The sequence below is a fragment of the Paenibacillus sp. PvR133 genome, from assembly GCF_017833155.1.
Classification (GTDB): Bacteria; Bacillota; Bacilli; order Paenibacillales; family Paenibacillaceae; genus Paenibacillus; species Paenibacillus polymyxa_B.
In genome coordinates this window covers 770,244-795,936 of record NZ_JAFIBS010000001.1, presented here as the reverse complement: position 1 = coordinate 795,936, position 25,693 = coordinate 770,244, and the positions used below count along the sequence as shown (strand labels likewise).

General features: G+C 47.1%; 26 protein-coding genes. All 26 read left to right on the top strand.

Annotated elements, in window-relative coordinates; genetic code table 11:
• Nucleotides 1-217 precede the first annotated feature (217 nt).
• The 26 genes from upp (at nucleotide 218) to JOE49_RS03335 (ending at nucleotide 25,672) form a co-directional block, all read left to right on the top strand.
• Nucleotides 218-847 (top strand): uracil phosphoribosyltransferase, encoded by a 630-nt coding sequence (upp, locus tag JOE49_RS03460; protein ID WP_013312332.1) that lies wholly within the window; start codon nucleotides 218-220, stop codon nucleotides 845-847.
• 109 nt (nucleotides 848-956) lie between these two features.
• On the top strand, nucleotides 957-2,126 hold the full coding sequence (wecB, locus tag JOE49_RS03455; RefSeq protein ID WP_023990712.1) for a non-hydrolyzing UDP-N-acetylglucosamine 2-epimerase: 1,170 nt from the start codon (nucleotides 957-959) through the stop codon (nucleotides 2,124-2,126).
• A 171-nt stretch (nucleotides 2,127-2,297) separates the two neighbouring features.
• Nucleotides 2,298-2,552: an AtpZ/AtpI family protein gene (locus JOE49_RS03450; RefSeq protein WP_023990711.1), complete on the top strand. Its 255-nt coding sequence runs from the start codon at nucleotides 2,298-2,300 to the stop codon at nucleotides 2,550-2,552.
• On the top strand, nucleotides 2,545-2,925 hold the full coding sequence (locus JOE49_RS03445; protein ID WP_013312329.1) for an ATP synthase subunit I: 381 nt from the start codon (nucleotides 2,545-2,547) through the stop codon (nucleotides 2,923-2,925). The genes JOE49_RS03450 and JOE49_RS03445 overlap by 8 nt, the downstream gene beginning before the upstream one ends.
• A gap of 29 nt (nucleotides 2,926-2,954) precedes the next feature.
• Complete coding sequence (gene atpB, locus JOE49_RS03440) at nucleotides 2,955-3,779, top strand: F0F1 ATP synthase subunit A (protein ID WP_028542178.1); 825 nt, start codon at nucleotides 2,955-2,957, stop codon at nucleotides 3,777-3,779.
• A gap of 104 nt (nucleotides 3,780-3,883) precedes the next feature.
• The gene (atpE, locus tag JOE49_RS03435; RefSeq protein ID WP_007432750.1) at nucleotides 3,884-4,108 is read left to right on the top strand and encodes a F0F1 ATP synthase subunit C; all 225 of its coding nucleotides are present in this window, start codon (nucleotides 3,884-3,886) and stop codon (nucleotides 4,106-4,108) included.
• 109 nt (nucleotides 4,109-4,217) lie between these two features.
• A complete protein-coding gene (atpF, locus tag JOE49_RS03430; protein WP_023990709.1) occupies nucleotides 4,218-4,706 on the top strand; it encodes a F0F1 ATP synthase subunit B in 489 nt (162 codons plus the stop codon).
• A complete protein-coding gene (locus JOE49_RS03425; RefSeq protein ID WP_013312326.1) occupies nucleotides 4,703-5,248 on the top strand; it encodes a F0F1 ATP synthase subunit delta in 546 nt (181 codons plus the stop codon). Before atpF ends, JOE49_RS03425 begins: the two co-directional genes overlap by 4 nt.
• A gap of 19 nt (nucleotides 5,249-5,267) precedes the next feature.
• Entirely contained in the window at nucleotides 5,268-6,782 is a 1,515-nt protein-coding gene (gene atpA, locus JOE49_RS03420; RefSeq protein ID WP_013312325.1) for a F0F1 ATP synthase subunit alpha, read from the top strand.
• A 214-nt stretch (nucleotides 6,783-6,996) separates the two neighbouring features.
• Nucleotides 6,997-7,863: an ATP synthase F1 subunit gamma gene (gene atpG, locus JOE49_RS03415; protein ID WP_023990707.1), complete on the top strand. Its 867-nt coding sequence runs from the start codon at nucleotides 6,997-6,999 to the stop codon at nucleotides 7,861-7,863.
• A 121-nt stretch (nucleotides 7,864-7,984) separates the two neighbouring features.
• Entirely contained in the window at nucleotides 7,985-9,385 is a 1,401-nt protein-coding gene (gene atpD, locus JOE49_RS03410) for a F0F1 ATP synthase subunit beta (RefSeq protein WP_013312323.1), read from the top strand.
• 69 nt (nucleotides 9,386-9,454) lie between these two features.
• The gene (locus JOE49_RS03405) at nucleotides 9,455-9,868 is read left to right on the top strand and encodes a F0F1 ATP synthase subunit epsilon (RefSeq protein WP_013312322.1); all 414 of its coding nucleotides are present in this window, start codon (nucleotides 9,455-9,457) and stop codon (nucleotides 9,866-9,868) included.
• Between the two features lie 347 nt (nucleotides 9,869-10,215).
• Nucleotides 10,216-10,467, top strand: a complete 252-nt coding sequence (locus tag JOE49_RS03400) for a DUF1146 family protein (protein WP_013312321.1) — start codon at nucleotides 10,216-10,218, stop codon at nucleotides 10,465-10,467.
• Nucleotides 10,468-10,790: 323 nt separating this feature from the next.
• Entirely contained in the window at nucleotides 10,791-12,146 is a 1,356-nt protein-coding gene (gene murA / locus JOE49_RS03395) for a UDP-N-acetylglucosamine 1-carboxyvinyltransferase (protein ID WP_028542175.1), read from the top strand.
• A gap of 227 nt (nucleotides 12,147-12,373) precedes the next feature.
• Nucleotides 12,374-13,813, top strand: a complete 1,440-nt coding sequence (gene spoIID, locus JOE49_RS03390) for a stage II sporulation protein D (protein WP_209940560.1) — start codon at nucleotides 12,374-12,376, stop codon at nucleotides 13,811-13,813.
• A 70-nt stretch (nucleotides 13,814-13,883) separates the two neighbouring features.
• Entirely contained in the window at nucleotides 13,884-14,624 is a 741-nt protein-coding gene (locus JOE49_RS03385) for a M23 family metallopeptidase (RefSeq protein ID WP_013312318.1), read from the top strand.
• A 201-nt stretch (nucleotides 14,625-14,825) separates the two neighbouring features.
• A complete protein-coding gene (gene spoIIID / locus JOE49_RS03380; protein WP_007432737.1) occupies nucleotides 14,826-15,113 on the top strand; it encodes a sporulation transcriptional regulator SpoIIID in 288 nt (95 codons plus the stop codon).
• 171 nt (nucleotides 15,114-15,284) lie between these two features.
• Nucleotides 15,285-16,283, top strand: coding sequence for a rod shape-determining protein (gene mreB, locus JOE49_RS03375; RefSeq protein ID WP_013312317.1), 999 nt, complete (start codon nucleotides 15,285-15,287; stop codon nucleotides 16,281-16,283).
• A gap of 121 nt (nucleotides 16,284-16,404) precedes the next feature.
• Nucleotides 16,405-17,289: a flagellar hook-basal body protein gene (locus JOE49_RS03370; RefSeq protein WP_160788470.1), complete on the top strand. Its 885-nt coding sequence runs from the start codon at nucleotides 16,405-16,407 to the stop codon at nucleotides 17,287-17,289.
• Nucleotides 17,290-17,302: 13 nt separating this feature from the next.
• Nucleotides 17,303-18,130 carry a flagellar hook-basal body protein gene (locus JOE49_RS03365; RefSeq protein WP_028542172.1) on the top strand — a complete coding sequence of 276 codons (828 nt, stop codon included), beginning with the start codon at nucleotides 17,303-17,305 and terminating at the stop codon, nucleotides 18,128-18,130.
• Nucleotides 18,131-18,140: 10 nt separating this feature from the next.
• Nucleotides 18,141-18,353: a DNA-directed RNA polymerase subunit beta gene (locus JOE49_RS03360; protein ID WP_028542171.1), complete on the top strand. Its 213-nt coding sequence runs from the start codon at nucleotides 18,141-18,143 to the stop codon at nucleotides 18,351-18,353.
• Between the two features lie 898 nt (nucleotides 18,354-19,251).
• On the top strand, nucleotides 19,252-19,698 hold the full coding sequence (fabZ, locus tag JOE49_RS03355; RefSeq protein WP_013312312.1) for a 3-hydroxyacyl-ACP dehydratase FabZ: 447 nt from the start codon (nucleotides 19,252-19,254) through the stop codon (nucleotides 19,696-19,698).
• A 98-nt stretch (nucleotides 19,699-19,796) separates the two neighbouring features.
• Nucleotides 19,797-21,515 (top strand): phospho-sugar mutase, encoded by a 1,719-nt coding sequence (locus JOE49_RS03350; RefSeq protein ID WP_209940559.1) that lies wholly within the window; start codon nucleotides 19,797-19,799, stop codon nucleotides 21,513-21,515.
• A gap of 259 nt (nucleotides 21,516-21,774) precedes the next feature.
• A complete protein-coding gene (locus JOE49_RS03345) occupies nucleotides 21,775-23,790 on the top strand; it encodes a DUF5693 family protein (RefSeq protein ID WP_025724240.1) in 2,016 nt (671 codons plus the stop codon).
• Nucleotides 23,766-24,902 (top strand): polysaccharide pyruvyl transferase CsaB, encoded by a 1,137-nt coding sequence (csaB, locus tag JOE49_RS03340; RefSeq protein ID WP_209940558.1) that lies wholly within the window; start codon nucleotides 23,766-23,768, stop codon nucleotides 24,900-24,902. The genes JOE49_RS03345 and csaB overlap by 25 nt, the downstream gene beginning before the upstream one ends.
• A gap of 8 nt (nucleotides 24,903-24,910) precedes the next feature.
• The gene (locus JOE49_RS03335; protein WP_025724242.1) at nucleotides 24,911-25,672 is read left to right on the top strand and encodes a WecB/TagA/CpsF family glycosyltransferase; all 762 of its coding nucleotides are present in this window, start codon (nucleotides 24,911-24,913) and stop codon (nucleotides 25,670-25,672) included.
• The last annotated feature ends 21 nt before the right edge of the window (nucleotides 25,673-25,693 follow it).

The following is a 25,693-nucleotide window of genomic DNA, read 5'->3' as shown; positions in this document are numbered from 1 at the left end:
TAAGTATTTTACATGTCATATCTTTCCCTTGACAAAAGGTTGCGGTGGCAGGTGTTAAATCAATCAAGGGAATGTTATAATAAACAGGATTTACAGGCACGCATTGCATCTGTGCTTATTTGGTTTGTACAAATAGGTTACATAGATCCTTTCGACTCAGGATAGTTCGATATGCTGGCGCGAAAGAACGTGACGATAATACCGGAGGGAATATATTATGGCGAAACTGGTGGTTTGCGATCACCCTTTGATCCAACACAAACTTACATTTATCCGCGATGTGCGGACAAACACCAAGGATTTCCGCGAGCTGGTGGATGAAGTAGCAACATTGATGGCTTATGAAATTACACGGGATATCCCGCTGGAAAGCATTACGGTGCAGACACCGGTTGCTGAGACAGAAGGTAAAGTGATTTCAGGACGTATGCTGGGTCTTATTCCGATTCTGCGTGCAGGCTTGGGTATGCTGGATGGCGTAGTAAAGCTGCTGCCTGCAGCAAAGGTAGGCCATGTGGGACTGTTCCGCGATCCTGAGACGCTGCAACCCGTAGAATACTATACGAAGCTGCCTACAGATGTAACTGAGCGTGAATTGATCGTGATTGATCCGATGCTTGCAACGGGGGGCTCGGCAATTGCGGCGATTGATGTGTTGAAAAAGAGAGGTTGCACTCAAATTAAAATGATGAATCTGATTGCTGCTCCTGAAGGAGTCAAAGCTGTGCAGGATGCGCATCCTGATGTAGACATCTACGTCGCTGCATTGGACGAGCGTCTGGATGATCATGGATACATCATTCCAGGTCTTGGTGACGCGGGAGACCGCTTGTACGGAACCAAGTAGACTGCCTTTGGCGGTTCGGCAAAATCTATGGACGTTATGACAGGTCGTTTTTCTGAATAAGGAAGATCTGTGAAGCGGACATTTATTATGAAAAGGGGTTCAACAGAAAATGTCCAAAATCAAAGTGATGACAATTTTTGGTGTGCGTCCGGAAGCGATTAAGATGGCTCCTCTTATTTTGGAGCTTCAGCGTCACCCGGAGCATATCGAGTCCGTGGTATGCGTTACGGCTCAACATCGCCAGATGCTTGATCAGGTTCTGGAAGTTTTCAATATTCACCCTGACTATGATCTGGACGTAATGAAGGATCGCCAGACACTTAATGAAATCTCCATGCGGGTACTTCAAGGTCTGGAACCTGTATTGCGTGAGGCCAAGCCCGATATCGTGTTGGTTCACGGCGATACGCTGACCACTTTCCTCGCCAGCTATGCAGCCTTTATGCAGCAGATTGAAGTAGGGCATGTGGAAGCAGGCTTGCGGACGTGGAACAAGCTTTCTCCATATCCTGAAGAAATGAACCGTCAGCTCACAGGCGTGCTGTCTGATCTGCATTTCTCGCCTACTTCTTTATCTGCTGGAAATTTGCGGAAGGAAAATAAGCCTGAATCGCGAATATATGTTACAGGCAATACAGTAACTGACGTATTTCAGTATACGGTTCGCCAGGATTACGAGCACCCCGTACTGGACTGGGCTCAGGGCAAACGCCTGATTCTTATGACAGCACATCGCCGGGAATCCCAAGGGGAACCGCATCGTCAGATTTTTAATGCGGTTAAGCGAATTGCGGATGAGTTTGAGGATATCGCTATTGTTTACCCGGTTCATCCGAGTCCGGCTGTGAAGGAACCTGCATTTGAGATTTTAGGCAACCATCCGCGTATTAAGCTGATTGATCCGCTGGATGTTGTGGATCTGCACAATTTTTACCCACATACACATCTGATCCTTACGGATTCCGGTGGGCTTCAGGAAGAAGCGCCTTCGTTCGGAGTCCCTGTTCTGGTGCTGCGTGATACGACTGAAAGACCAGAAGGAATTGAAGCGGGCACCTTGGAACTGGTGGGTACGAGTGAAGAGAACGTGTACAATCGGACCAAGGCACTTTTGACAGATTCCGCGTTGTACGAATCTATGAGCCAAGCAGCGAATCCTTACGGTGATGGACAAGCATCAGTAAGAATTGTCAATGCGATTTTGCACCATTATGGTGTTCAATCCGAACGCCCTGAAGAATTTCACACAATGTTCACAAAAGGCGTTCGTCCGATATAATTATTCTTTACAAGGCAAGCATACAGTTAAACTGTACGGTTACCAAGGGATACAGCAATTTAAGATGCTTTGTCGTTTGATTTTATACTTTAGGGCACTAAAATATCTCAATTGACAAAGTATCTTATATTTAAGTAAAATGGACTGGAATTGCAGGGGTGACATGGAAAAGTGGTCAAACCTTCCAAGCAAAACAACAACCGAAATAACACCGGAAATGCCTTTAAGGCTATAGGACTGGTGAGCGCGATCGGCATTGATTTGGCGATATGCACACTGGGTGGTTTCTATGCAGGAAAATGGCTTGATGCCAAACTTGGTGGCTCCGGAATTTGGATTGGCGTAAGCGTTCTCGCAGGCTTGGTTGTAGGCGCATTAAGTATTGCCCTTGTGATCGGAAAGGTACTGAGGGATAACCATGAATGAGATGACCCGTATGCAAAAAATGTTATGGATCGTAGCGCTTGGTATTATGGCTCTGTGTTTCCTGGTCTCCGCCTTCATGCCCCAACATCGTGACATTGCTCACGGAATCATTCTGGGAACGGGAGTAAGCTGTCTAAATGTGCTGTATATGGCCTACAAAATTCGACAGGTTGCGAGTGCGGCCGCCGGTGAAAGAAAGAAGAGAGTGTTTGGTATTGGCTTTGGCGTTCGATTAGGGACCTCAATTTTGGCAGTGGTGCTGGCGATAGAATTTCCGGCCTATTTCCATGAGATCGCTGTAATGGCAAGCCTGGTGACTGGACAATTTCTTCTGTTAATTATAGGCATCATATTCGCGCTTCAGGAAAAATGATGGCTCAACTGAGAAAGGGGTGAGAAAACATGTTGCATGAATCACCGATTATCCAATTGGGCGGGTTTAACATTGACTTGTCCGTCATTATTATGCTTATTGTGACTTGTGCGATTGTATTTGGACTGGCATTTGCTGCAACGCGCAATTTGTCTGTGGACAATCCAAGCAAGTTGCAAAATTTTATGGAATGGGTCGTAGAATTCGTTCAAGGACTGATTACCAGCACGATGGATTTGAAAAAAGGGAAGCCATTCCTCTCCTTGGGGATGACGCTGATCATGTTCATTTTCGTGGGGAATATGCTGGGCTTACCGTTCGGGATTGTGACCGAATTCGATAATGCGCAAAGTGCCCAAGTATTTGGACATGAAATCATTCCAGTCAAAGAAGCATTAGAACAAGCACAGGCGTCTCACCCAGGCGAAGCTGCCCATGTAGGCATCAGCTGGTGGAAATCACCTACTGCAGATGCAGGGGTATCTATTGGACTCGCTTTAATGATCTTTGTCCTGGTTCATTTCCTGGGAATCTTCCGCAATACCAAAGCTTACTTCAAGCATTACGTTCAGCCATTTCCATTCTTTTTGCCAATTAACTTGATTGAGCAGTTCTCAAAACTATTGACACATGGTATGCGTCTATTCGGTAATATTTTTGCCGGCGAAGTTTTGATCAGTGTTCTGCTGAAATTGACAGCACTTGGTGTAGGAGGCTGGATTGCTTCCGTATTGGGACTCGTTGTTTGGCAAGGATTTAGTATCTTTGTCGGCAGTATTCAAGCGTTCGTCTTCACGATTCTGACGTTTGTATACATTTCGCAGTCCATTGACACGCATGAAGAAGAGCATTAGACAAGCTCGTTTTCCGGTTTTTAGTTAAGTTCAGGAGTACGCTTCGCTCTTAACTGCAAATACATGTACAATATAAATACACATCACTAAGGAGGATTTTTAAAATGGGAGTTTGGGCATATATCGCAGCTGCAATCGCAGTAGGTTTGGGCGCTTTGGGCGCAGGTATTGGTAACGGTCTGATCGTAAGTAAAACAGTTGAAGGTATCGCTCGTCAGCCTGAAGCAAAAGCAACGTTGCAAACGGTAATGTTTATCGGTGTAGGTCTGGTCGAAGCCCTGCCAATCATCGGGGTCGTTCTGGCATTCATTTTCTACGCAGGTGCTTAATTGAATGGAAGCAAGGTTTGGCGGGGAAGGCACAGCCATCCGCGCCTTCTTTGTTCGTTTGAACATGAAAGATCCAGAACCGACGTTCACCGGAAAGGAGTGACTTCAATTGAGTTTAAATTGGACAAGTATCGTTTTCACAATCATTGCATTTTTGATCTTGTACTGGTTACTGACGCGTTATGCATTCGGCCCTCTCTTTTCCGTTATGGAGAAGCGGCGTCAGCTTGTATTACAGCAAATGAATGAAGCGGCACAGACGCGTGAACAGGCTGCTGCTTATGTTGAGGAGCAAAAGCAGGCTCTCCAGCAGGCACGTAAGGAAGCGTACGACATTATCGAGCAGTCAAAACAAACAGGTAACAAACAAGCGGAGCAAATTATTGTTCAGGCTAAAGACGAAGCTGTCCGCCTGAAAGACGAAGCTGTTCGTGAAATCACAAGCGAGCGTAATAAGGCGGTTGCCGAACTGCGCAGCGAAGTGGGTAAAGCTTCGGTACAAATTGCTTCCAAACTGATTCAAAAGGAAATCAAGGAAGACCAAGTCCAGGGAGAGCTTGTCGACCAATACCTTAAAGAGGTAGGAGGCAAAGCATGAGCCGGGATACGGTAGTAGCCAAACGGTATGCGAAAGCTTTGTTTGAAGTGGCAGAGCAGGAACAGACCATTATGGAAACCGAGCAGGAGCTACGTGCTTTTGTAGAGGCTGTATCGGGGGATGCTGAAATCCGTAAATTCATTAATTCTCCTAACATTACGGAAGCGGTCAAGCTTCAAGTTCTGGCTAACAGTTTTGAAGGCAAGCTTTCTGCCTCGCTAATTAACACGATCAAGCTGTTGATTCAGCGTAGTAGAGCAGATTTGTTCGAATCTCTCCTTGCCGGATACCTCGATATTCAGGAATACAAGCTGGGAATTGCTCATGCAAAGGTGTATTCGACTTATGCTTTAAGTGATCAGGAAAAAACAGCGGTAGCCGAGGAATTCGGAGCCCGTGAACATAAAACAATCCGTGTGGAAAATATAGTGGACCCGAGTCTACTGGGCGGATTGAAAGTGGTTATCGGCGATACACTGTACGACGGCAGTCTGGCCGGCAAGCTGGATCGTCTCGAGAAATCCTTTAACAGACGAGTATAGAAGATAGGGGTGAACACACTTGAGTATCAAACCTGAGGAAATCAGTTCATTGATTAAAAGTCAGATTGAACAATATAAAAATGATATCGAGGTCGTTGAAGTCGGCACTGTTGTTGAAGTCGGCGACGGTATTGCCCGCGTCTACGGACTGGAAAAAGTTATGGCCGGTGAATTGGTTGAATTCGACACTGGCGTATTGGGCTTGGCGCTCAACGTGGAAGAAAGCAATGTCGGTGTTGTTATTTTGGGTCAATTCTCCGACATTCGTGAAGGCGGTCAAGTAAAACGTACAGGTCAAATCATGCAGGTCCCTGTAGGGGAAGCATTGATCGGACGTGTAGTTAACCCACTGGGACAACCAGTAGACGGTAAAGGACCGATTGCTACAACAGAATTCCGTCCGGTTGAAAGTCAGGCTCCAGGCGTTATGGCCCGTAAATCGGTACATGAGCCTATGCAGACGGGGATTAAAGCTATTGATGCGATGGTTCCGATTGGTCGTGGTCAACGTGAGTTGATCATCGGTGACCGTCAAACAGGTAAAACTTCTATCGCAATTGATGCAATTTTGAACCAAAAAGGTAACGGCATGAAATGTATTTATGTCGCTATTGGTCAAAAACAATCCACGGTAGCTCAAGTTGTTGAAACATTGCGTCGTCACGGTGCGCTGGAATACACGATTGTCGTTACGGCATCTGCTTCCGAACCATCACCATTGCTGTACATTGCTCCTTACTCTGGCTGCGCCATGGGTGAGTATTTCATGTACAAAGGCGAGCATGTCCTTGTTGTTTATGATGACTTGACTAAACAAGCGTCAGCTTACCGGGAACTGTCCCTGTTGCTGCGTCGTCCACCGGGTCGTGAAGCATATCCGGGTGACGTTTTCTATCTTCACTCTCGTTTGCTGGAACGTGCAGCGAAGCTAAATGATGAGTTGGGCGGCGGATCACTTACCGCATTGCCGTTCATCGAGACACAGGCTTCCGACGTTTCTGCATATATTCCAACCAACGTTATTTCCATCACGGATGGACAGATCTTCTTGGAAGCTGACTTGTTCTATGCAGGGCAACGTCCGGCGATCAACGTAGGTATTTCTGTATCCCGTGTAGGTGGTTCAGCTCAGATTAAAGCGATGAAAAAGGTAGCAGGTTCCCTGCGTCTGGATCTTGCTCAATATCGTGAGCTTCAAGCGTTCTCCCAATTCGGGTCCGACTTGGATAAATCCACAAAAGCCCGTCTGGATCGCGGCGCACGCATGATGGAAATTTTGAAACAAGGTGTTAACCAACCGCTTGCTGTAGAGCAACAAGTAGTGAGCTTGTATACTGCTGTAAAAGGCTTCCTTGATGATATCCCTGTAGCGGATGTAAAACGTTTTGAAAAAGACTTCCTGTCTTTCATGGTGTCTGACCATCAAGACGTGCTTCAATCTATCCGCGACACGAAAGACCTGGTTGCTGATAACGAAGCGGCTTTGAAGGCGGCTATCGAGAAATTCAAAAAATCATTCGCCACGTCGGTTTAATACATTGGAATTTGCCTGTTTATGATGAAAGATGTACTAAGGAAGCGTGCCCTCCGGGTTTTGGCTTCCTTGGCATGTTTTACCCTCAATAACAGGCCCTTTAACATATGTCCGGCTGGATTTGAATCTTACGAAGTGCTTGGACTTGGCCCAAGCTAAGGGATTGCTTACGAAGTTAGCTTTGGCTTTGCTAGAGCTTAAAGGTGGTGAAATCATGGCAAAAGGTATGCGCGAGATTAAACGTCAGATTAAAAGTGTGCAGAGTACGAAGCAGATCACGAAAGCGATGGAAATGGTCGCTGCATCCAAGCTGAGAAAAGCTCAGGAGAAAGCGGAGTCGGCTCGTCCTTACTCGGAAAAGCTTAAGGAAGTTGTGAGTAGCATTGCTTCTGGAGCGAATAACATCAAGCATCCAATGCTGGAAACGCGTCCGGTTAAAAAGACTGCTTATCTCATCATTACATCTGATCGTGGTCTGGCTGGTGGTTATAACGCCAATATTTTACGACAGGTTACGCAGACGATTTCTGAACGTCACCGTTCACAGGATGAATTTGTGATTTTCATCATTGGACGAAAAGGACGGGATTATTTCAGACGTCGTGAATTTCCTATCGCTGAATCGGTAACAGATCTGTCGGATACACCTGCTTTTGCAGATATCAAAACAATTGCAAGCAAGGCTGTACAAGGCTTTGAACTTAAAGAATTTGATGAGCTTTATCTATGCTATAACCGCTTTGTCAACGCATTGACTCAAATTCCAACAGTTGACCGTCTGTTACCAATGGCAACACCGGATTCAGCTACAGCTTCATCCTCAATTAACTATGAGTATGAGCCTTCACCAGAAGGAGTGCTGGAAGTATTGCTGCCGCGTTACGCGGAAACGCTCATTTACGGCGCTTTGCTGGATGGTAAAGCTAGTGAACTGGGAGCGAAGATGACGGCGATGGGATCTGCTACGAAGAATGCTTCCAAGTTAATTGGTGAGCTTTCCTTGACCTATAACCGTGCTCGTCAAGCGGCTATTACCCAGGAAATTACGGAAATCGTTGCAGGGGCAAGCGCTCAGTCTTAATTAGGCTTGTTGCGACTGTTTTATAGCAGGGTCTACACTATTATGATAAATTGCGGGCGCAAAACAAATCAGAGTGGTTCGGATTTGCGGCTGTGCAAGCTTGTAGGAGGGAAACCAAAAGATGAACAAAGGACGCGTAGTGAGCATCATGGGTCCGGTTGTCGACGTTGAGTTCGAACGTGGACAACTTCCGGAAATCCTGAATGCCATTCATATTGGGACTGTGCTGGAGAGCGGAGTCAAAATTGATCTGACGCTCGAAGCTTCAAAACATCTAGGTGACAACCGTGTGCGTTGTATTGCCATGTCTTCCACAGATGGTTTGGTTCGTGGGGCTGAAGCCATAGATCTGGGAGCACCTATTTCAGTACCTGTCGGCGAAGCTACTCTTGGACGCGTATTTAACGTGCTTGGAACGCCAATTGATAATGGTGCTGATATGAGTGAAACGGCTAGAAATCCGATTCACCGTCAAGCTCCTTCTTTCGATGAGCTGACAACTCAAGCAGAGATGCTCGAAACCGGTATTAAAGTTATCGACTTGCTGGCTCCTTATGCTAAGGGTGGTAAAGTCGGATTGTTTGGTGGTGCTGGTGTAGGTAAAACCGTAACCATTCAAGAATTGATTAACAATATCGCTCAGGAGCATGGTGGTATTTCTGTATTTGCGGGTGTAGGTGAACGCACACGTGAAGGAAATGACTTGTACCATGAAATGAGAGATTCCGGCGTTATCAACAAAACAGCGATGGTGTTCGGACAAATGAACGAGCCTCCGGGTGCACGTTTGCGTGTAGCTCTCACAGGTCTGACGATGGCGGAATACTTCCGTGACCAAGAAGGCCGTGACGTGTTGCTCTTTATTGATAACATTTTCCGCTTTACTCAAGCAGGTTCTGAAGTTTCTGCCCTGTTGGGACGTATGCCTTCAGCAGTAGGTTACCAGCCTACGCTGGCTACTGAGATGGGTCAATTGCAAGAACGGATTACTTCTACTAAAAAAGGTTCTGTTACTTCCATTCAGGCGATCTATGTGCCTGCGGATGACTACACTGACCCGGCTCCTGCTACAACGTTTGCCCATTTGGATGCTACAACGAATCTGGAACGTAAAATTTCCGAAATGGGTATTTACCCGGCGGTTGATCCACTCGCATCAAGCTCCCGTATTTTGGCTCCAGACGTTGTGGGTGAAGAGCATTACAATGTAGCACAAGGGGTAAAACAAATTTTGGCCCGCTACAATGAGCTTCAGGATATCATTGCCATCCTGGGTATGGACGAGCTGAGTGAAGAAGATAAAATGTTGGTGGCACGTGCACGTAAAATCCAGCGTTTCCTTTCTCAACCTTTCCACGTTGCCGAAGCATTTAACGGCTTCCCAGGTAAATATGTGCCGGTTAAAGAAACTGTACGAAGCTTCAAAGAAATTTTGGAAGGCAAGTATGACCATCTTCCAGAAGCGGCTTTTCTTTTTGTAGGAGCCATCGAAGAAGCAGTTGAAAAAGCTAAAACGTTGTAAACAACAGGCAAAGAATAGCCGAGCCTTACGAAGTGAGCTGTCTGCGGACAGCTTCCAGGAGGGATTCAAGTGAGCACGTATTTACTAGAGATTGTGACGCCGGAGCGCCTGGTTTATACAGAACAGGTAAACAGCATCAGTGTTCGCGGCTCGGAAGGCGATCTTGGGATTTTACCTGGACACCTTCCCTTGGTCACTCCCTTGAAGATTGCACCGATACGCATTAAAATCGGTGGTCAAACCGAAGTGATCGCGGTCAATGGGGGCTTTCTTGAAGTCCGCAAGGATAAAGTGGTCATTTTGGCTGAGAGTGCGGAACGTTCCGAAGAAATTGATGTGGAGCGTGCCCGTGCGGCAAGGGAGCGGGCAGAACTGCGGCTCCAGAGCAAGCAGGAACAGATAGATCATCATCGGGCGGAAGTAGCTCTGCAACGGGCGCTTAACCGTTTAAATGCTACAAGCATCAGAACCAATAAGAATTAATATTGGATTTTAAGTGGAATTTTAAAAGGGTTCGGCATAGTATACGGATGGAACGACAAGGAGACCACTTCATAATTTCTGCCAAAGAATGTCCGGTAGAAGGTGAGGGAGAACCTTGCTTCCTTCGATCACTGTGATCGGGCCCTTTTTTAGCTGTTATTACCAAATGTACAGTCCTATTTTCTTGCCCGGCTGCTAGGTATTTAGTACCTTTTAAATTCACGAAACAGAAGTGATTAATCACATTTTGTCGAAATAAATGTCCTAAAAACAGAAATAGCACTGGCATATTAGGCGTTCGCCGAGTATTATAAAGAAGTCTGTGACGCAGATGGGAGGAATTATGGTTGAACGGGAAACAGCAATTGGCTGAACAGCTAAGTCAATCGGCGAGTATGACCGCGCTGATCTCCATGATCGTGTCGCTCATCTGTATAGCGTTAGCTTGGTGGGCTTTACAGAGTTTTAAGCTGGATTTGTTAATCCGGCAACCCAAAGGACCGCAAGGCAGATTGCTACACTTGTTTCTTGCTATAATTTTGGGACAGTTGGTTTCTGGGTTCCTGTTGAGCTACATTTCTTGGAGTCAGATGCTCTAGAATTTGTTTTAACATGAAGTGGGCGGGTTATATGACCTTATGACTGTGTCTCTGCGGGAATTGTCGAATAACATCGCGTCATATTGTTAACAATGGTAAACAAAAGAACCATACATGTATAGCTGGCTGAATCAGTTAGAGTACAATGGTCGTCAAGTACAAAAAACGCTTGTATACTTGTTTTAATCAGTGGTATGATGGCAGTTAGGGTATTAGTAAAATCTTGTTTTTTTATGTAATGAAAAAGCAAGGCATGAAAATAGCGGAATATGTTCTTTTTTTCCAGAATGGAAAAGGGAAATGACGCGCGGAGGGAACCATAGATGAGCAAATTTATCGTCCGCGGTGGCAACAGATTGACCGGGAGTGTCAAAGTCAGCGGAGCCAAAAACTCAGTTCTGCCGATCATCGCCGCTTCTCTGCTAGGAGAAGAAGGAGAAAGTGTTATTATTGATGCACCTCCTCTAGACGATGTGATGACCATTAACAAAGTGCTGGAGTCCTTAGGAGCAGGCGTTACATACCAAGATGAGGTCATTCGTGTTGACGCGCGGAAGATAATTTCCTGTGAAGCCCCTTACGAGTGGGTTAGGAAAATGCGCGCATCATTCTTGGTTATGGGGCCGCTGCTTACACGTTTGGGACGTACAAGGATCTCGCTTCCAGGCGGATGCGCAATCGGAACGCGACCAATTGATCAGCATTTGAAGGGTTTTGAGGCATTGGGCGCGGAGATTAGCCTGGGCCAAGGTTTTATTGAAGCTAAAAGTAACGGGCGTCTGCGTGGAGCTAAAGTTTATTTGGATGTAGCCAGCGTAGGAGCAACCGAGAATATTATGATGGCCGCTACTCTTGCTGAGGGCGTAACTACCATCGAGAATGCTGCTAAGGAACCTGAGATTGTTGATCTCGCAAATTTCCTGAATGGAATGGGTGCCAAAGTACGCGGTGCGGGCACGGGCGTTATTCGTATTGAAGGCGTTGAGAAGCTGCATGGTGTAAAACATACGGTCATTCCCGACCGGGTAGAAGCAGGTACTTATATGGTTGCTGCTGCGATCACAGGCGGGAACGTATATGTAGAAGGCGCAATATCCGATCATTTAGGACCGGTTATTTCCAAGATGGAAGAAATGGGTGTAACCATTCAACCTGATGAGAACGGAATTCGTGTCATTGCAGATAAGCCGTTAAAGGCCGTTGATGTTAAAACTTTGCCTTATCCTGGTTTTCCTACCGATATGCAGTCTCAGATGATGGCACTTCAACTTGCCGCTGAAGGAACGAGCATTATTACGGAAACCGTGTTTGAAAATCGTTTCATGCATGTGGATGAATTTCATCTCATGAATGCGGAAATTAAGGTTGAAGGTCGTTCCGCCATTGTAACTGGTAATGCTAAGCTGACAGGTGCGAAAGTAACCTCTACAGATTTGCGTGCAGGTGCTGCGTTAATTCTGACCGGACTCATTGCAGAAGGTACAACGGAGGTATCCGGCGTACATCACATCGATCGCGGTTACGTTCATTTGGCTGAGAAGCTGACTGGATTGGGAGCGGACATTTACAGAGTGACCGTGGAAGAGTCCAAACTGAATCATTCGCCCAGTACAGAGCGCGTAATGCCGGAAGAGACGTCGGGAAATCTGTTTAAGAAGATCCAGCCTTCCCTCGCCTAAGCTTTAACGTATGTCGCTTCATGTTGCATAAGTATATTCTTGAACAATAAGGAACCAAGTCCGAAAGGGCTTGGTTTTTTTGTTGTTTGCAACCAGTTTTTTTCATTCTTTCAGTTCTCTTAAAACGGTTCTATCAAAGTGGACGACTTCATATGATTGAAAATATCTGCTGGAGTATATCAGTACTTCCAGCCGGACACTTAGCCCTTTGATGGAGGTTTCAGCCTATGAAAGATTCACAGGTTCGCATCCGTATACCCATTCATCATCCTAAGGAACATCGCCAGGCTTCACTTGCGGAGGAACGCTCTGGCTCTATAGCTACTTCGTTACAGAAAAATAAGCTTATGCAACAGCAGCCGGACACAAGAGGTACATTGCCGATTGGCGTCAAGCCCAATCGGCGTACAACAGCCGTGCCTTCCGCTGTGAACTCCGTTGATACGGCTTTGCCTATTGCTGGAGCAGCGGTCCATGACACACGCGCTGCAAGCCCGCTGCAGGTGCCGCTACCGCACCTGCGTCCTTCCGCCGGGCGTGCCCCGCGCTGGGGCAGCCGCCGCCCATGGCTGCCATTCGCCGCCATGGCAGGGGTGCTGGTGCTTGCCATGGCTGTGCCCGCGCTAATGGCGTGGCCTCGCCAGACGGCGCAGCCGGTGCCGCCGAGCAGTCGCACGGCAGCACCGGCTGCGCCTAGCGTAACGGCAAAGGGCGAGACGTCCGTCACGCGCCTGCCGGGTGTCCCGCCGATACCGGCGATGCCCGCTGCTCCAACGCGCAGCGTGCCGGTGGCGGCAGAGCCGTACGTGCGTGTGTACGTCACGTCTACCGGTCGCACGGAGACGTTACCGCTGGAGCAATACATTGTCGGCGTAGTAGCCGCCGAAATGCCGCCCAGCTTCGAGGGCGAGGCACTGAAAGCGCAGGCCATTGCCGCGCGTACCTTCATTGCCCGGCGTTTGCTGGCTGATGACACCAGCGGTGCCCCGGCGGGAGCAGATGTGACGGATACTGTTAAACATCAGGCTTATATCTCTAAAGCTAAACTTACTAGAGAATGGGGACATTCTGGTAAATCCGCAGAGCTGGCTAAAATTCAGCAGGCTGTACGAGACACCAAGGATACGATCATGGTATATGAGGGGAAGCCCATTACGGCATCTTTTTTTTCTACTAGCAATGGCTATACCGAAAATTCAGAGGATGTATGGGCGAAGGCAGTGCCCTATTTACGAAGTGTGTCAAGTCCATGGGACAAGCAGTTGGCCCCACGTTATACAGAAACCGTCACACTGAGTCGTCAGAGTGTGTTCGATAGATTGGGGTTGAGTCGTACTGCGATAGTTGCTTCTACTGGAGGAGGGAGAATGCCGGAGATTCGTATACTCTCTAAGACAGAAGGACATCGCATCAAGAAGATTGAGGTTGGTGGTTCAATCTTTACAGGGCCGGAAATCCGTAACAAACTGGGGCTGCGTTCGGCTGAGTTTACGTGGAAGGCTGAAGGGGACCGGATTGCTATAACAACCTATGGTTATGGTCATGGTGTTGGTATGAGTCAGTGGGGAGCCAATGGAATGGCCAAGGAAGGTCATACTGCCACTCAAATTCTCCTTCACTATTATACTGGTATTTCTTTTGCGCAAGCCTCTCGTATTCTAAGTTAGTAAATATTTCGAAACTTTGAAGTATAAAAGAGTTGCACCCGGTAACACTGGTTACTGAGGTGATGAGCAAATGAATGAACAAAATAAAAACCAGAACCAAAACCATGAAGAAACACCCAAAACCTTTCAGGGTGGAAGAGCTTCACGGCCGTCTTCGTGGAAAAAGCTGTTGTCCAAAAGGTGGGCATACCCGGCAGCCTACATTGCCGCAGCAGCCATTATACTAACCTTAGTATGGGTCTATCAGGATGCCAGCCAGAAGTCTTTCAAACCTGACCCAGCTAGTCCATCGGTACAAAGCACAAGTGCAGTGAACACCGATGTTAACGGACAACAGCCAGAAAGCGTGGAAGTAGTTGCCCAGTCGGAAAATATCGCATGGCCAGTAGCAGATGCTGGCGCAGTACAGGTCGTAAAGCCGTTCTTTGATGAGAACGCGACCGCTGATGAGCAGGCGGCAGCTATGGTAGAGTACGATAAAACATTTACCGCTAACACTGGGATTGATCTTTCCCGGGCCGACGATCAGGCGTTTGAAGTGAGAGCCGCCCTGAGTGGCAAAGTATCTCGTGTGGAACAACATCCGCTGGTAGGTAGTGTCGTAGAAATCACGCATGATAATAATCTCAAAACGGTGTACCAAAGCTTGAGTGATCTGAAAGTAAAAGAAGGCGATCAAGTGAAACAAAACGATGTGATTGCTTCAGCGGGTCGTAACGAGCTTGAAAAGGATTTGAAAACACATCTGCATTTTGAAGTGTATCAGGATGACAAGCCTGTAAATCCAGCTGGTCTGCTTCCTAAAAAATAAATTTGGTCATGGCTTTGCATGCAAAGCGGGGAATCCACATTCCCTGCTTTTTTCTTGTGTAGTTTTTGTGCATAAGGTAAACATAAGCTGCTTTTGCCAAATAAATAGGCCTTCGGAAGCATGTCTTCCCGCCAAACCGCGAATATATAGGCACGCTCCTCATATAATGTACCAAACTATCCACAGTAGGGAGGCGGGAGCGTGCACGATTACATCAAGGAACGGACCATCAAAATCGGTCGCTGTATCGTGGAAACAAGGAATACGGTCCGTACGATTGCCAAGGAATTTGGTGTCTCCAAGAGCACGGTGCATAAAGATCTGACCGAACGGCTGCCTGAAATCAACCCGGATCTTGCCGATCAGGTGAAGCACATTCTCGAATACCATAAATCCATCCGCCATCTGCGGGGAGGAGAAGCGACGAAAATTAAGTACAAAAAAACGAGTGGCAAACGAAGGGAGATTCTCGTTTCTGGCAAGTCCTAAAAATATATAGTGAATTGGCTGGCAAAGCCATTGAATCAACCCCCTGAAGTATGATATGTTAAAAGATGGTACAAGACGAAAAATGACATGTAACCGTAGGTTTATACATATATTTGCCGCTTCTTGTCGAATCTTAGCTTTTTAAAATATCACTTTGGGGGCCTTTTTAATATGTTCAGTAATGATATCGGTATCGACCTCGGTACGGCCAACGTGCTTATCCACGTCAAAGGGAAGGGGGTTGTTCTTGACGAACCTTCCGTTGTCGCGATAGAAAGCGATTCAAAAAGAGTTCTGGCTGTCGGAGAGGAAGCGCGCCGTATGGTGGGACGTACTCCTGGTAATATCATAGCCATCCGTCCATTACGTGATGGTGTCATCGCCGATTTTGAAGTAACAGAAGCGATGTTAAAATATTTTATCAATCGGGTAGGGGGAAAAAGCTGGTACAGCCACCCTCGTATTCTAATTTGTGCGCCGACGAACATTACCTCTGTGGAGCAAAAAGCGATTCGTGAAGCGGCGGAGCGTAGCGGGGCCAAGGAAGTATTTTTGGAGGAAGAACCAAAAGCGGCTGCCATCGGAGCAGGAATGGATATTTTTGAGCCTAGCGGCAACATGGTAGTGGATATTGGTGGCGGAACGACTGACGTTGCAGTCCTCTCTATGGGGGATGTCGTAACAGCTTCTTCCATTAAAATGGCAGGGGACAAATTTGATACAGCCATCATGAAATATGTAAAAACGAAGTACAAGCTTCTGATCGGGGAACGTACGGCTGAGGATATCAAGATTGCTATCGGAACCGTGCATCCGAGCGGACGGCGTGCAGAAATGGACATCCGTGGACGGGATATGGTATCCGGATTGCCCAAAACGTTAAGTATTTCTGCGGATGAAGTGCAGGATGCGCTTAGAGATCCTGTATCGGCGATTGTTGCTGCGGCCAAGTTTGTATTGGAGCAGACCCCACCGGAACTGTCAGCTGATATTATTGACCGTGGTGTTATTTTGACTGGTGGCGGCGCCTTGCTTAGCGGATTGGACGAGCTGCTTGCTGAAGAACTGCGTGTTCCAGTACTGGTTGCCGAAGATCCGATGCATTGTGTTGTTAAAGGTACAGGAATTATGCTGGATAATTTGGATCATGTGGTTAAGAAAAAGTTCTAATCTGCCGATAATGACTATAAGAGACTCGTGTGCGGTCAGACAGGTTGCCTAGCATTTTGGCTTTCGTGCCTCCGCGCGAGCATATGATTTTAGCAGAGTATAGGATTGGGGTGCACGATACATGTTGAGAGGTTTATATACTGCGGCCGCCGGATTGATGACACAACAACGACGCCATGACACCGTGACGCAAAATATTGCTAATATGAATACGACGGGATACAAACAGGAAAATAGTGTTCAGCGTTCTTTCCCCGAAATGCTTATTTCCATGACGGGTGGTAACCCTGATAACCCGGACCGTACGGTCGGCAAGCTCAATACTGGCGTTTTTGCTGAGGAAAGCCTCTCCCCTTACATTCAGGGAGCATTAAAGGACAGTGGACAAGAAACGGATTTTGCGATACAGTCCAATATTAATGTGAACGACCCAGCTACTGGTCAACCTATGGCTTTTGATCAGGCAGGGAAATTCATCAATGCTAACGGTGAAGTCACCTACCGTCCAGAAGCATTTTTTACGGTGCGGGACAGTAATGGTAACGTTCGTTATACACGTGATGGACATTTTCAAGTAAATGGAGCGGGAGCATTGCTTTCATCGACTGGCTCAGCGGTGCTGGATACGAATGGAAACCCGATTCAATTGACGGGGGCTGTCTCAGAGCTTAAAGTAAATGAGCGGGGCGAATTGGTAGATAGCCAGTCCAACCAGACATTGGGGACGACGCTCGGTATTAGTGTCATTGATCGTCCGTACCAGCTCGTTCGTGAGGGCAATGGGAATTTTCGCCTGAATGATACTGACGGTGCTACAGCTAGAATGATGACTGCTAACGATGCTGTATCCGTTCGTCAAGGTTATCTGGAGGTATCTAATGTAGATGCTTCACAGTCGATGGTGGATATGATGGCTGCGTTAAGAGCGTATGAGGCAAATCAGAAGGTAATTCAATTTTATGATAAAAGCTTGGACAAGGCCGTTAATGAAGTAGGCCGTGTATAACAGGGGGTAAGTGATGAACAACTCCATGATTGGCGCAATGGTATCTATGGCCAGTGTGCAGCAGCGTTTGGATTTAATTGCCGATAATATTGCTAATATCAATACAGTGGGTTATAAGAGTAAACAGGGTTCCTTTGAAGATGTATTGGCCAATGTGCAGCAACAGCCTTCAACGTATCTCCAAAATGGACGGGCCATGCCGCTCGGCTATAATTTGGGCTACGGAGTTAAAACGGCCGCAATCATGAAAAATATGGAGCAAGGTCCGCTCAAGGAGACGGGACTTCCTACCGATCTGGCGATTCAAGGTAATGCCATGTTTGAAGTTCAGGGAAATGGGCAAAAAGCTTGGACCCGTGACGGTAGCTTTCATTTTGTTCCTGATCCGAATGATAGTGCGACGATGATGTTGACCACTGCTGAAGGTTATTCCGTGCTGGATAACAATGATGTTCCTGTGACTGCTCCAGCGGGTTCCAAGGTGGCTATTAACTCGGATGGCGAATTGCTGATTCGTGCTAATGGAACTGGGGCTCCGACAGTTGGTCAGAGAATCAAGCTAATGGATGTACAGCGTCCAGAAGGACTGGAACAGCGGGATGATAACCTGTTCGTGTTGTTGAATGGTGTAACAGAGGCAAATGTATTCGGAGCTGCAGGTGTGGCAGGTGCTGTTCCAGCGGACGTATCTTTGCGTTCCGGTTATCTTGAGGAATCTAATGTGGATTTAGCGGGCGAAATGACGGATATGATGCAAGTTCAGCGGATGTATCAAATGGCGGCACGGGCATTAACTTCTAGTGATACGATGATGAACCTGGCCAACAATCTGAGGGCTTAAGGATTTGGTGATGAAAGAAGAACAATCTGATTCCCGTCCGGTGCCTGAAAAGACGAAGTCCCGCTGGCGTACTGCTCGTTATTTCGTAGTTCCGTTGCTGCTCCTGTTCTCGCTGTTAGGCGGCTTAATTGCAGGATATGTAATTGTAGGTAAGCAAGGGTTGTCAGGCGTATTCGAATGGAAAACCTGGCAGCATGTCATTGATCTTATATTTGCGCCTTAAGTTTACTTTAAAAGAGTGGGGGCGGGGAAAAGGCCGCTCCGCGAATGATTTGATTTTACGATCGCTGTTGCAGCGGGATTTTCTTATTTGATAAATTATCCAGATGTAAAAATCCCGTTGCAAAGGCGAACGCTCGCGCTTCTCCAAATTCAAATCCTTCGCTCCGCTGCTACCCGCCATCAGGGCCACTTTTATTAAAATAAACCCCCCGCAATTTGTGTGGGGAGTATAGAATAACAAAACCCTGTGCCAGTGGCGCAGGGTTTTGTTATGCCTAAATCGTGCTTCAATGCAGCACGTCTTTTGGAACGCCAATGTAGGCTATCATAGAGGCCTTCGGTTGTTTCACTGCCCTTCACGGCAAGCGAGTATTATTGAAGCGACGCTTTCCTTTTGAGCCAAAAGTAACTCGGCGGAGGGGATGGAATCGTTCTGAAGAAGCGATAGCGTTCGCCTTTAACCTCGGATTTTACCCTTGAATTCTTATACAATGAAAAAATCCGAGGTTAACAGCGATCGGAAGAATGATCCATCCCCGTAGCCCTTTCCCCCCTTGACTCAAATGAAACTTCGCTTCACCCCCATAATAGGAGCACCCAATATGGTACTTCCGCGTAATTTTCTTTTTGCATCTGATAACTGTATAATGATGGGGAAGTTTATAACACTGCGGGGTAAAACCAAGCACGGGCAAAAGGGCTTCTTCGCGCCTCAGGTTGCATAACCGGCGGAAAAAGCCCCTTATCTCAACCTCCACTTCTGCAGTAGGTGAAGGATATCTAACATTGTTGCCGCCAAGAGCTGTTTTTATGCAGCGCAGGCGGGGTAATATTATGCTTGCAGTAACTCATGACTGATACAGAGTCAAACCTGCAAGCGGGAGGAGTTATTAAGGTAAATGGACAAATTGCAATTGGATGTTAATCAAATTCAGGAGATTATCCCACATCGAGCGCCATTTTTATTGGTGGATCGTATTATTGAGCTGGAGGAAGGGAAAAGAGCAGTGGGCATTAAAAATGTAACGATGAATGAGCCTCATTTCATTGGACATTTTCCGGGGTATCCCGTTATGCCTGGTGTGTTGATCACCGAAGCACTGGCTCAAGTTGGGGCTGTCGCATTACTGCATCTAGAGAGCAATCGTGGCAAAATCGGGTTCTTGGCAGGGTTGGATGGTTTCCGTTTCCGTGGACAGGTGGTTCCTGGGGATACGCTGACGCTTGAAGTGGAAATCACTCGTTCCAAAGGCGCATTTGGCAAAGGGAAAGCTACGGCTAAAGTAGGCGATACGGTAGTAGCTGAGGGCGAAATTATGTTTGCTCTATCTGACCCTCCCCAATAAATAAAGCTCTGCCGACATAAGCACGACGTCTGAACCGAGTGCATGTGTACATAGAAATCCTGTTTTGACAACCCAAAAATGGAGAGGGGAAATTCCGTATGACGCAGTTGAGTAAAAAAGCATTAGAAGGCATTGAGAGCTGGCTGCAAGACCCTTATATTGATGAAGAGACTAAACAGGAGTTGCGCGCATTGGAAGGCAACGAGCAGGAACTGGAGGATCGCTTTTACAAAGAGCTGGAATTTGGTACAGGCGGTCTGCGTGGAGTGATCGGGGCAGGAAGTAACCGGATGAACCGTTACGTCATTGGACGTGCGACTCAAGGGCTGGCTCGCTATATTTTAGAACAGCATGCTGGTAAAGAAGGCAAACCTTCGGTTGTCATTGCACATGATTCGCGTCATTTTTCACCAGAATTTGCTCTGGATGCAGCTTTGGTGCTGGCAGGCAATGGTATCGTGGCTAAGTTGTTCCCTTCCTTGCGTCCAACGCCACAGCTTTCGTTTAGTGTACGTCATTTGGGAGCCAGTGGAGGGATCGTTGTGACAGCGAGTCACAATCCTCCTGAGTATAATGGATACAAGGTATACAACGATGAAGGGGGTCAGCTTGTTCCAGATCAGGCTGAACAGGTAATTAGTTATATCCGTGAGGTTCCTTCTTTTGCCGACATTCGCAGTCTGACACGTGAGGAAGCAGAGGCACAGGGAATGTTGGTTTGGCTTGGAGAAGAGGAAGATGAAGCGTTTGTAGATACGGTAGCCAGTGTGAGTGTGAACCGTGAGCTGATTGCAGCCGGACCAGGCAAAAACTTCAAAGTTGTGTTTACACCTCTCCATGGTACTGGAAATGAACCGGTTCGTCGTGTGCTGAAGAAGATCGGTTTTGAACAGGTGCATATAGTGCCTGAGCAAGAGCTGCCAGATGCTGAATTTTCGACTGTCAAGTCGCCAAACCCGGAAGAACGTGATGCGTTTAAACTGGCAATCGCGCTGGGTGAGAAAATTGGTGCGGATCTGTTGATCGGAACAGACCCTGATGCTGACCGTATGGGTGCAGTTGTGAAAAACCGTGATGGCGAATATGTGGTATTGTCCGGTAATCAGTCTGGCGCGATCATGGTTTACTACTTGTTGAATCAGCTGAAAGAAACAGGCAAGCTTCCGAATAATGGGGCGGTTATCAAAACCATCGTAACCAGCGAAATGGGCGCAGTCATTGCCGAACATTTTGGAGCAACTGTGTTTAACACGCTAACTGGCTTCAAGTATATTGGCGAGAAAATGAACCAGTTTGACGAAACTGGCGAGTACACCTACCTGTTTGGCTATGAAGAGAGCTATGGTTATTTGGCAGGGAATTATGCTCGCGATAAGGATGCTGTCTTGGCGGCTATGCTGATCGCTGAAGCTGCTGCTTATTACAGCACACAAGGTAAGACGCTCTATGATGTTTTACAAGAGCTGTATGAGCAGTTTGGCTACTTCCTTGAGAAGCTGGAGTCTCGTACCCTTAAGGGTAAGGATGGAGTGGCACAAATTCAGGGCAAAATGACCGATTGGCGTAGCAACGCGCCTCAAGAGATTGCAGGCGTGAAGGTAGACAAGGTACTGGACTACTCACAAGGTCTGGACGGACTTCCACAGGAAAATGTACTCAAATTTTTACTGGAGGACGGTTCGTGGTTTTGCCTGCGCCCTTCGGGAACGGAGCCAAAAATCAAAGTATACTTCGCGGTACGCGGTTCCTCGCTGTCAGACGCGGAGCAAAGAATCAGCCACCTGGTCGATGCTGTTATGGCTCGCGTAGACGCTTGAGAAAAATCCCTTTATAATAGAATAGGTTAAGGTAATTGGATAAGATATAGTAATCGGTGACCTCTCACGGCAAAGGGCAGTACGCCGTGGAGGTCATTTCTGTATTGCAGAATAACCTGGAAGAGGCTTTGGGAAAATAGCCTTATTCCGGCAACGGAGGATTTTGCAAAATTCAATGAGTGACCTACCAAAAGGCTGAGTACGGCAAGGTGGGCAGCATTGAATTTTGCAAAATCCCGAATATTAAGGAGGTTCTTTGGTGTATCAGAAATGGCAGTATTGGAATACGGCTTCTCGAAAATGGTTATGGATTTTGGTGGCTGTCGGCTTGCTGGCTTCCATTCCGGTCATCGCCGATCGTGTGAAGACAGAATCCTCGAGTAAAAAAGTAGAGATTGTATTCGATTATCGGGATTTGACGGAGGCAGCCTCGTATCAGGCTCACCCGCAGGACTATCTGAATGAGCAACTTGACCGCTTACAGCAAGCGGGTGTGAACAGCATGGCTATGTATGAAAGTACGTTGGATGATTTCCGTAAAGCGGGTCGCGTCGTAACCTATACGACTCAGAACGTTGCCGATATGGAAAAACGGCTTTCACCTGCAAATGAGAATTTTACGTATATTGTTTTCGCTGATAAAGAAAATGCCGAGGCATTAAAGCCGTTAATTTTACGTACGTTTACAAGCCTGGACATCAATGTAAAACCTTGGACTTATCAGGGACAGGAAGGGTTAGTTGTGGAAACATCTCCAGAGGATGCGTATCTCAAGCCCATGCAGCCTGACCCGATTGCGATGAAGCAGCTTCGGAGCAAAGGATTTTTTATTGTTCCACGGATGAGCGACAGTCTTCCTTACAACCAGGAGTTGACGGAAGAGATGCTTGCTTCCTTTCAGCAGAATGGTGTAAAACGCATTTTGTTTGAAGGTGATTCAGTCAAAGGCTTCACTGATAACGAGAAAGAGCATAGCTTGGCGGCATTTGCTAAATTGCTGAACAAATACGATATTGGCCTAGCTGCTATCGAAAACTTAAAAAAACCGCAAGCAGGCTTCAATAAGCTCGCTTACGATATCCACTATAACGTTGTGCGTTTATACTCATTGAGCGATAAAGATTCAACGCTCGATGTGGAAACGTTGGCCGATCGTTTTGCATTGGCTACCAAGGATCGTAATATTCGCATGTTGTATCTGAATACCGCGCCTAGCCGTAGTATTGCTGAAGCCAAGGTGAAGGATTCGGTAGATAACCTAATCCACAGCTTGGACAAGCCGGGTAACGCTGTACAACGGATGGAGAAAAAGGGGTTTGAACTTGGACAGGCTGAACCGTTCCAAGTCGTCGATTCGTCCATTCAGCGCTATCTGAAAATGATTGTCGTACTGGGTGCACTGGCATTCTTCTCCATTATGGTGTCCTATTTCGTCCCGGCATTGACTTTGCTGGCATTTTCACTCGGTTTGGTAGGTTCAGCAGGACTTTATGTTTTGAACTCCAGCTTGATGGAGCAAGGTCTAGCCCTACTCGCGGCGATTAGCGGACCTACGGTTGCAATGATTATCGCCGTGCGTACGATTAGAATTAAACGTGAACAGGGGTCCGAACTTTCTGTAGGTCAGCGTTTGATTCAAACGCTTATACTGTACGTACAGACAGCGATTTTGTCGCTGGCTGCAGTGCCTTTTGTTATTGCTCTGTTGAATAGTATTGCTTACAGCCTTGTGCTGAACCAATTTAGAGGTGTAAGCTTGCTTCACATTCTGCCGATCTTCTTAGCAGCGATATATATTTTCTTTTATCGAGGTGTTTCTATACGGGAGGAAATTTCCAAGCTGCTACGTACGCCGATTACTGTATTGTGGGTGATCGCACTGGCTGTTATCGCAGCCGCAGGCTATTACTATTTGACTCGTACCGGAAATGCGGGTACGGTGTCGAACACGGAGCTGGTTTTCCGGAACTTCCTTGAAAATGCGTTTGGTGTACGTCCGCGCAATAAGGAATTTTTGATGGCTCACCCACTGTTTATTGCAGGGGCGTTCCTGGCTTTGAAATATCGCAAAGCAATCTATTTACTGATTATAGCTGCTATTGGTCAAGCCTCTATGGTGGATACCTTTGCTCACATTCACTCTCCAGCGGCACTGTCGCTTAGTCGCGGGCTGTTAGGATTGGGCTTCGGTCTGGTGCTGGGAATCATCGCAATTGTCGTGTGGCAAGTGCTGGAAGGGTGTTGGAAGAAATGGTCACCACAGCTCAAACGATAATCATCTCGGGTTATTACGGCTTTCGCAATAGTGGAGATGAGGCCGTGCTTAAGTCGATTTTGACAGCTTTAGAGGAGGAGAGTCGTCAGGCGGGGATTACAATCAAACCTGTTGTTCTGTCTTCTGACCCCGCTTGGACACAGAAAATGTACGGAGTAGAAGCTGTAGCGCGGATGAGTCTGGGGGAAGTTCGTAGAGCGATTAAAAACAGCGATGGGCTAATAAGTGGCGGCGGGAGTTTGCTCCAGGATGCAACAAGCCCTAAAAGCATTCCGTATTATCTGGCAATTCTGAAACTGGCCCAATGGGCTGGAAAGCCGACGTTTGTATATGCTCAGGGCATTGGTCCGGTACAACGGAAGATATTTTATCCTATGATCCGTTCTGTGTTTCAGCGCTGTGAATATGTTTCTGTAAGAGATGAGCAGTCTGCCGCACTGCTGGGTACTATGAAACTGAAGCGCCCGGTTGTCGAAGTTGTTCCTGATCCGGTAATGGGGCTTCCATTGCCCCCGGGTTCCGAGCTGCATAAAGCAGCATTTGAGACTGCTATGGATAAACTTCCGATCGTTGGCGTATCTGTACGTTATTGGGATAAGGAACGTCGCGATTTAACGGCTATTGCGGACGGCTTAAAAAGATTAGCTGCTGAGCGCCGTGTACACTTACGCTTTTTACCTTTCCATCTGCCTGATGACGAGCAGGCTTCAAGGATGGTAATGGATTTGTTGGGGGATATTAGGGGGACGGGGAGCCTTGTCAGCATGTGTGATCAAGTCACTGATCCTCAACAGATGCTTTTGGAAGTCAGCCGTTGCAGTTTGATGATCGGGATGCGATTACACAGCTTGATCTATGCAGCATCCCACCAGGTGCCTCCGTTGGGGATATCCTACGATCCTAAAATTGACCATTTCCTCAGCCGTGTCGGTAGCCAGCCTGTAGGCACTACAGAGGCACTGGATGGACAAAAACTGGCTAATAAGTCTATGCGGTTGCTAGATCAGCGAAGTCAATGGATCGAGAGCCAGGAAGCGGCCATTGCTTTGTTAAAAAGTGAGGCTCGCTTACCGGCACAGCATATCGTTAATTACTTGTGTCGCAAAGGATGATGGATACAGTGACAGTTGATAAGGTTACGAATGTGCCTACCGTCCCGATTTTCGGTGTTCCGGTATCAAGGCTTAATATGAAAGATACATTAAATGTATTAGTTCAAGCAGTGGAGTCTCGCCAGCCCCATCAAGTGATCACTGCCAATCCGATTATGGTAATGGCTGCATTGGAAGATCCAGTGTACATGAACGTGATGAAACAGGCAGAGTTGATTGTTCCGGATGGGACTGGCGTGGTCTGGGCTGCAAACTATGTAGGACATCCTGTACCTGAGCGGGTAGCGGGCTTTGACTTGTTACATGAATTACTTGCAGCTGGAGAAAACTATCATTGGAAGGTTTATTTACTGGGATCAACATCTGAGGTGATTCAAGCGACCGCAAAGCGGGTACATGAGCTTTATCCCGCAATTACGGTTTGTGGCAAGCGTGATGGTTTTTTTGGACCTAAAGAGGATGAAGCCGTGATTGCAGCCATTCGTGAAGCAAATCCTGATTTGTTGTTTGTAGCACGTGGAGCGGACACGCAGGAACCCTGGATTGGTAAATATAAGGAACAGCTGGGTGTACCGGTGATGATGGGGGTTGGCGGTAGCTTCGATGTTATATCAGGCAGAACCAAACGCGCACCTAAATTGTTTCAAAAGCTACGGGCTGAATGGTTATATAGACTCCTCAAAGAGCCAAGCCGTTACAAAAGAATGCTTGCGCTGCCGAAATTTGCCGCGAAAGTGATGCGCGAAAAAGAAAACGTCACAAAAGTGTGATAAATAGCTTGAATCTGCCTT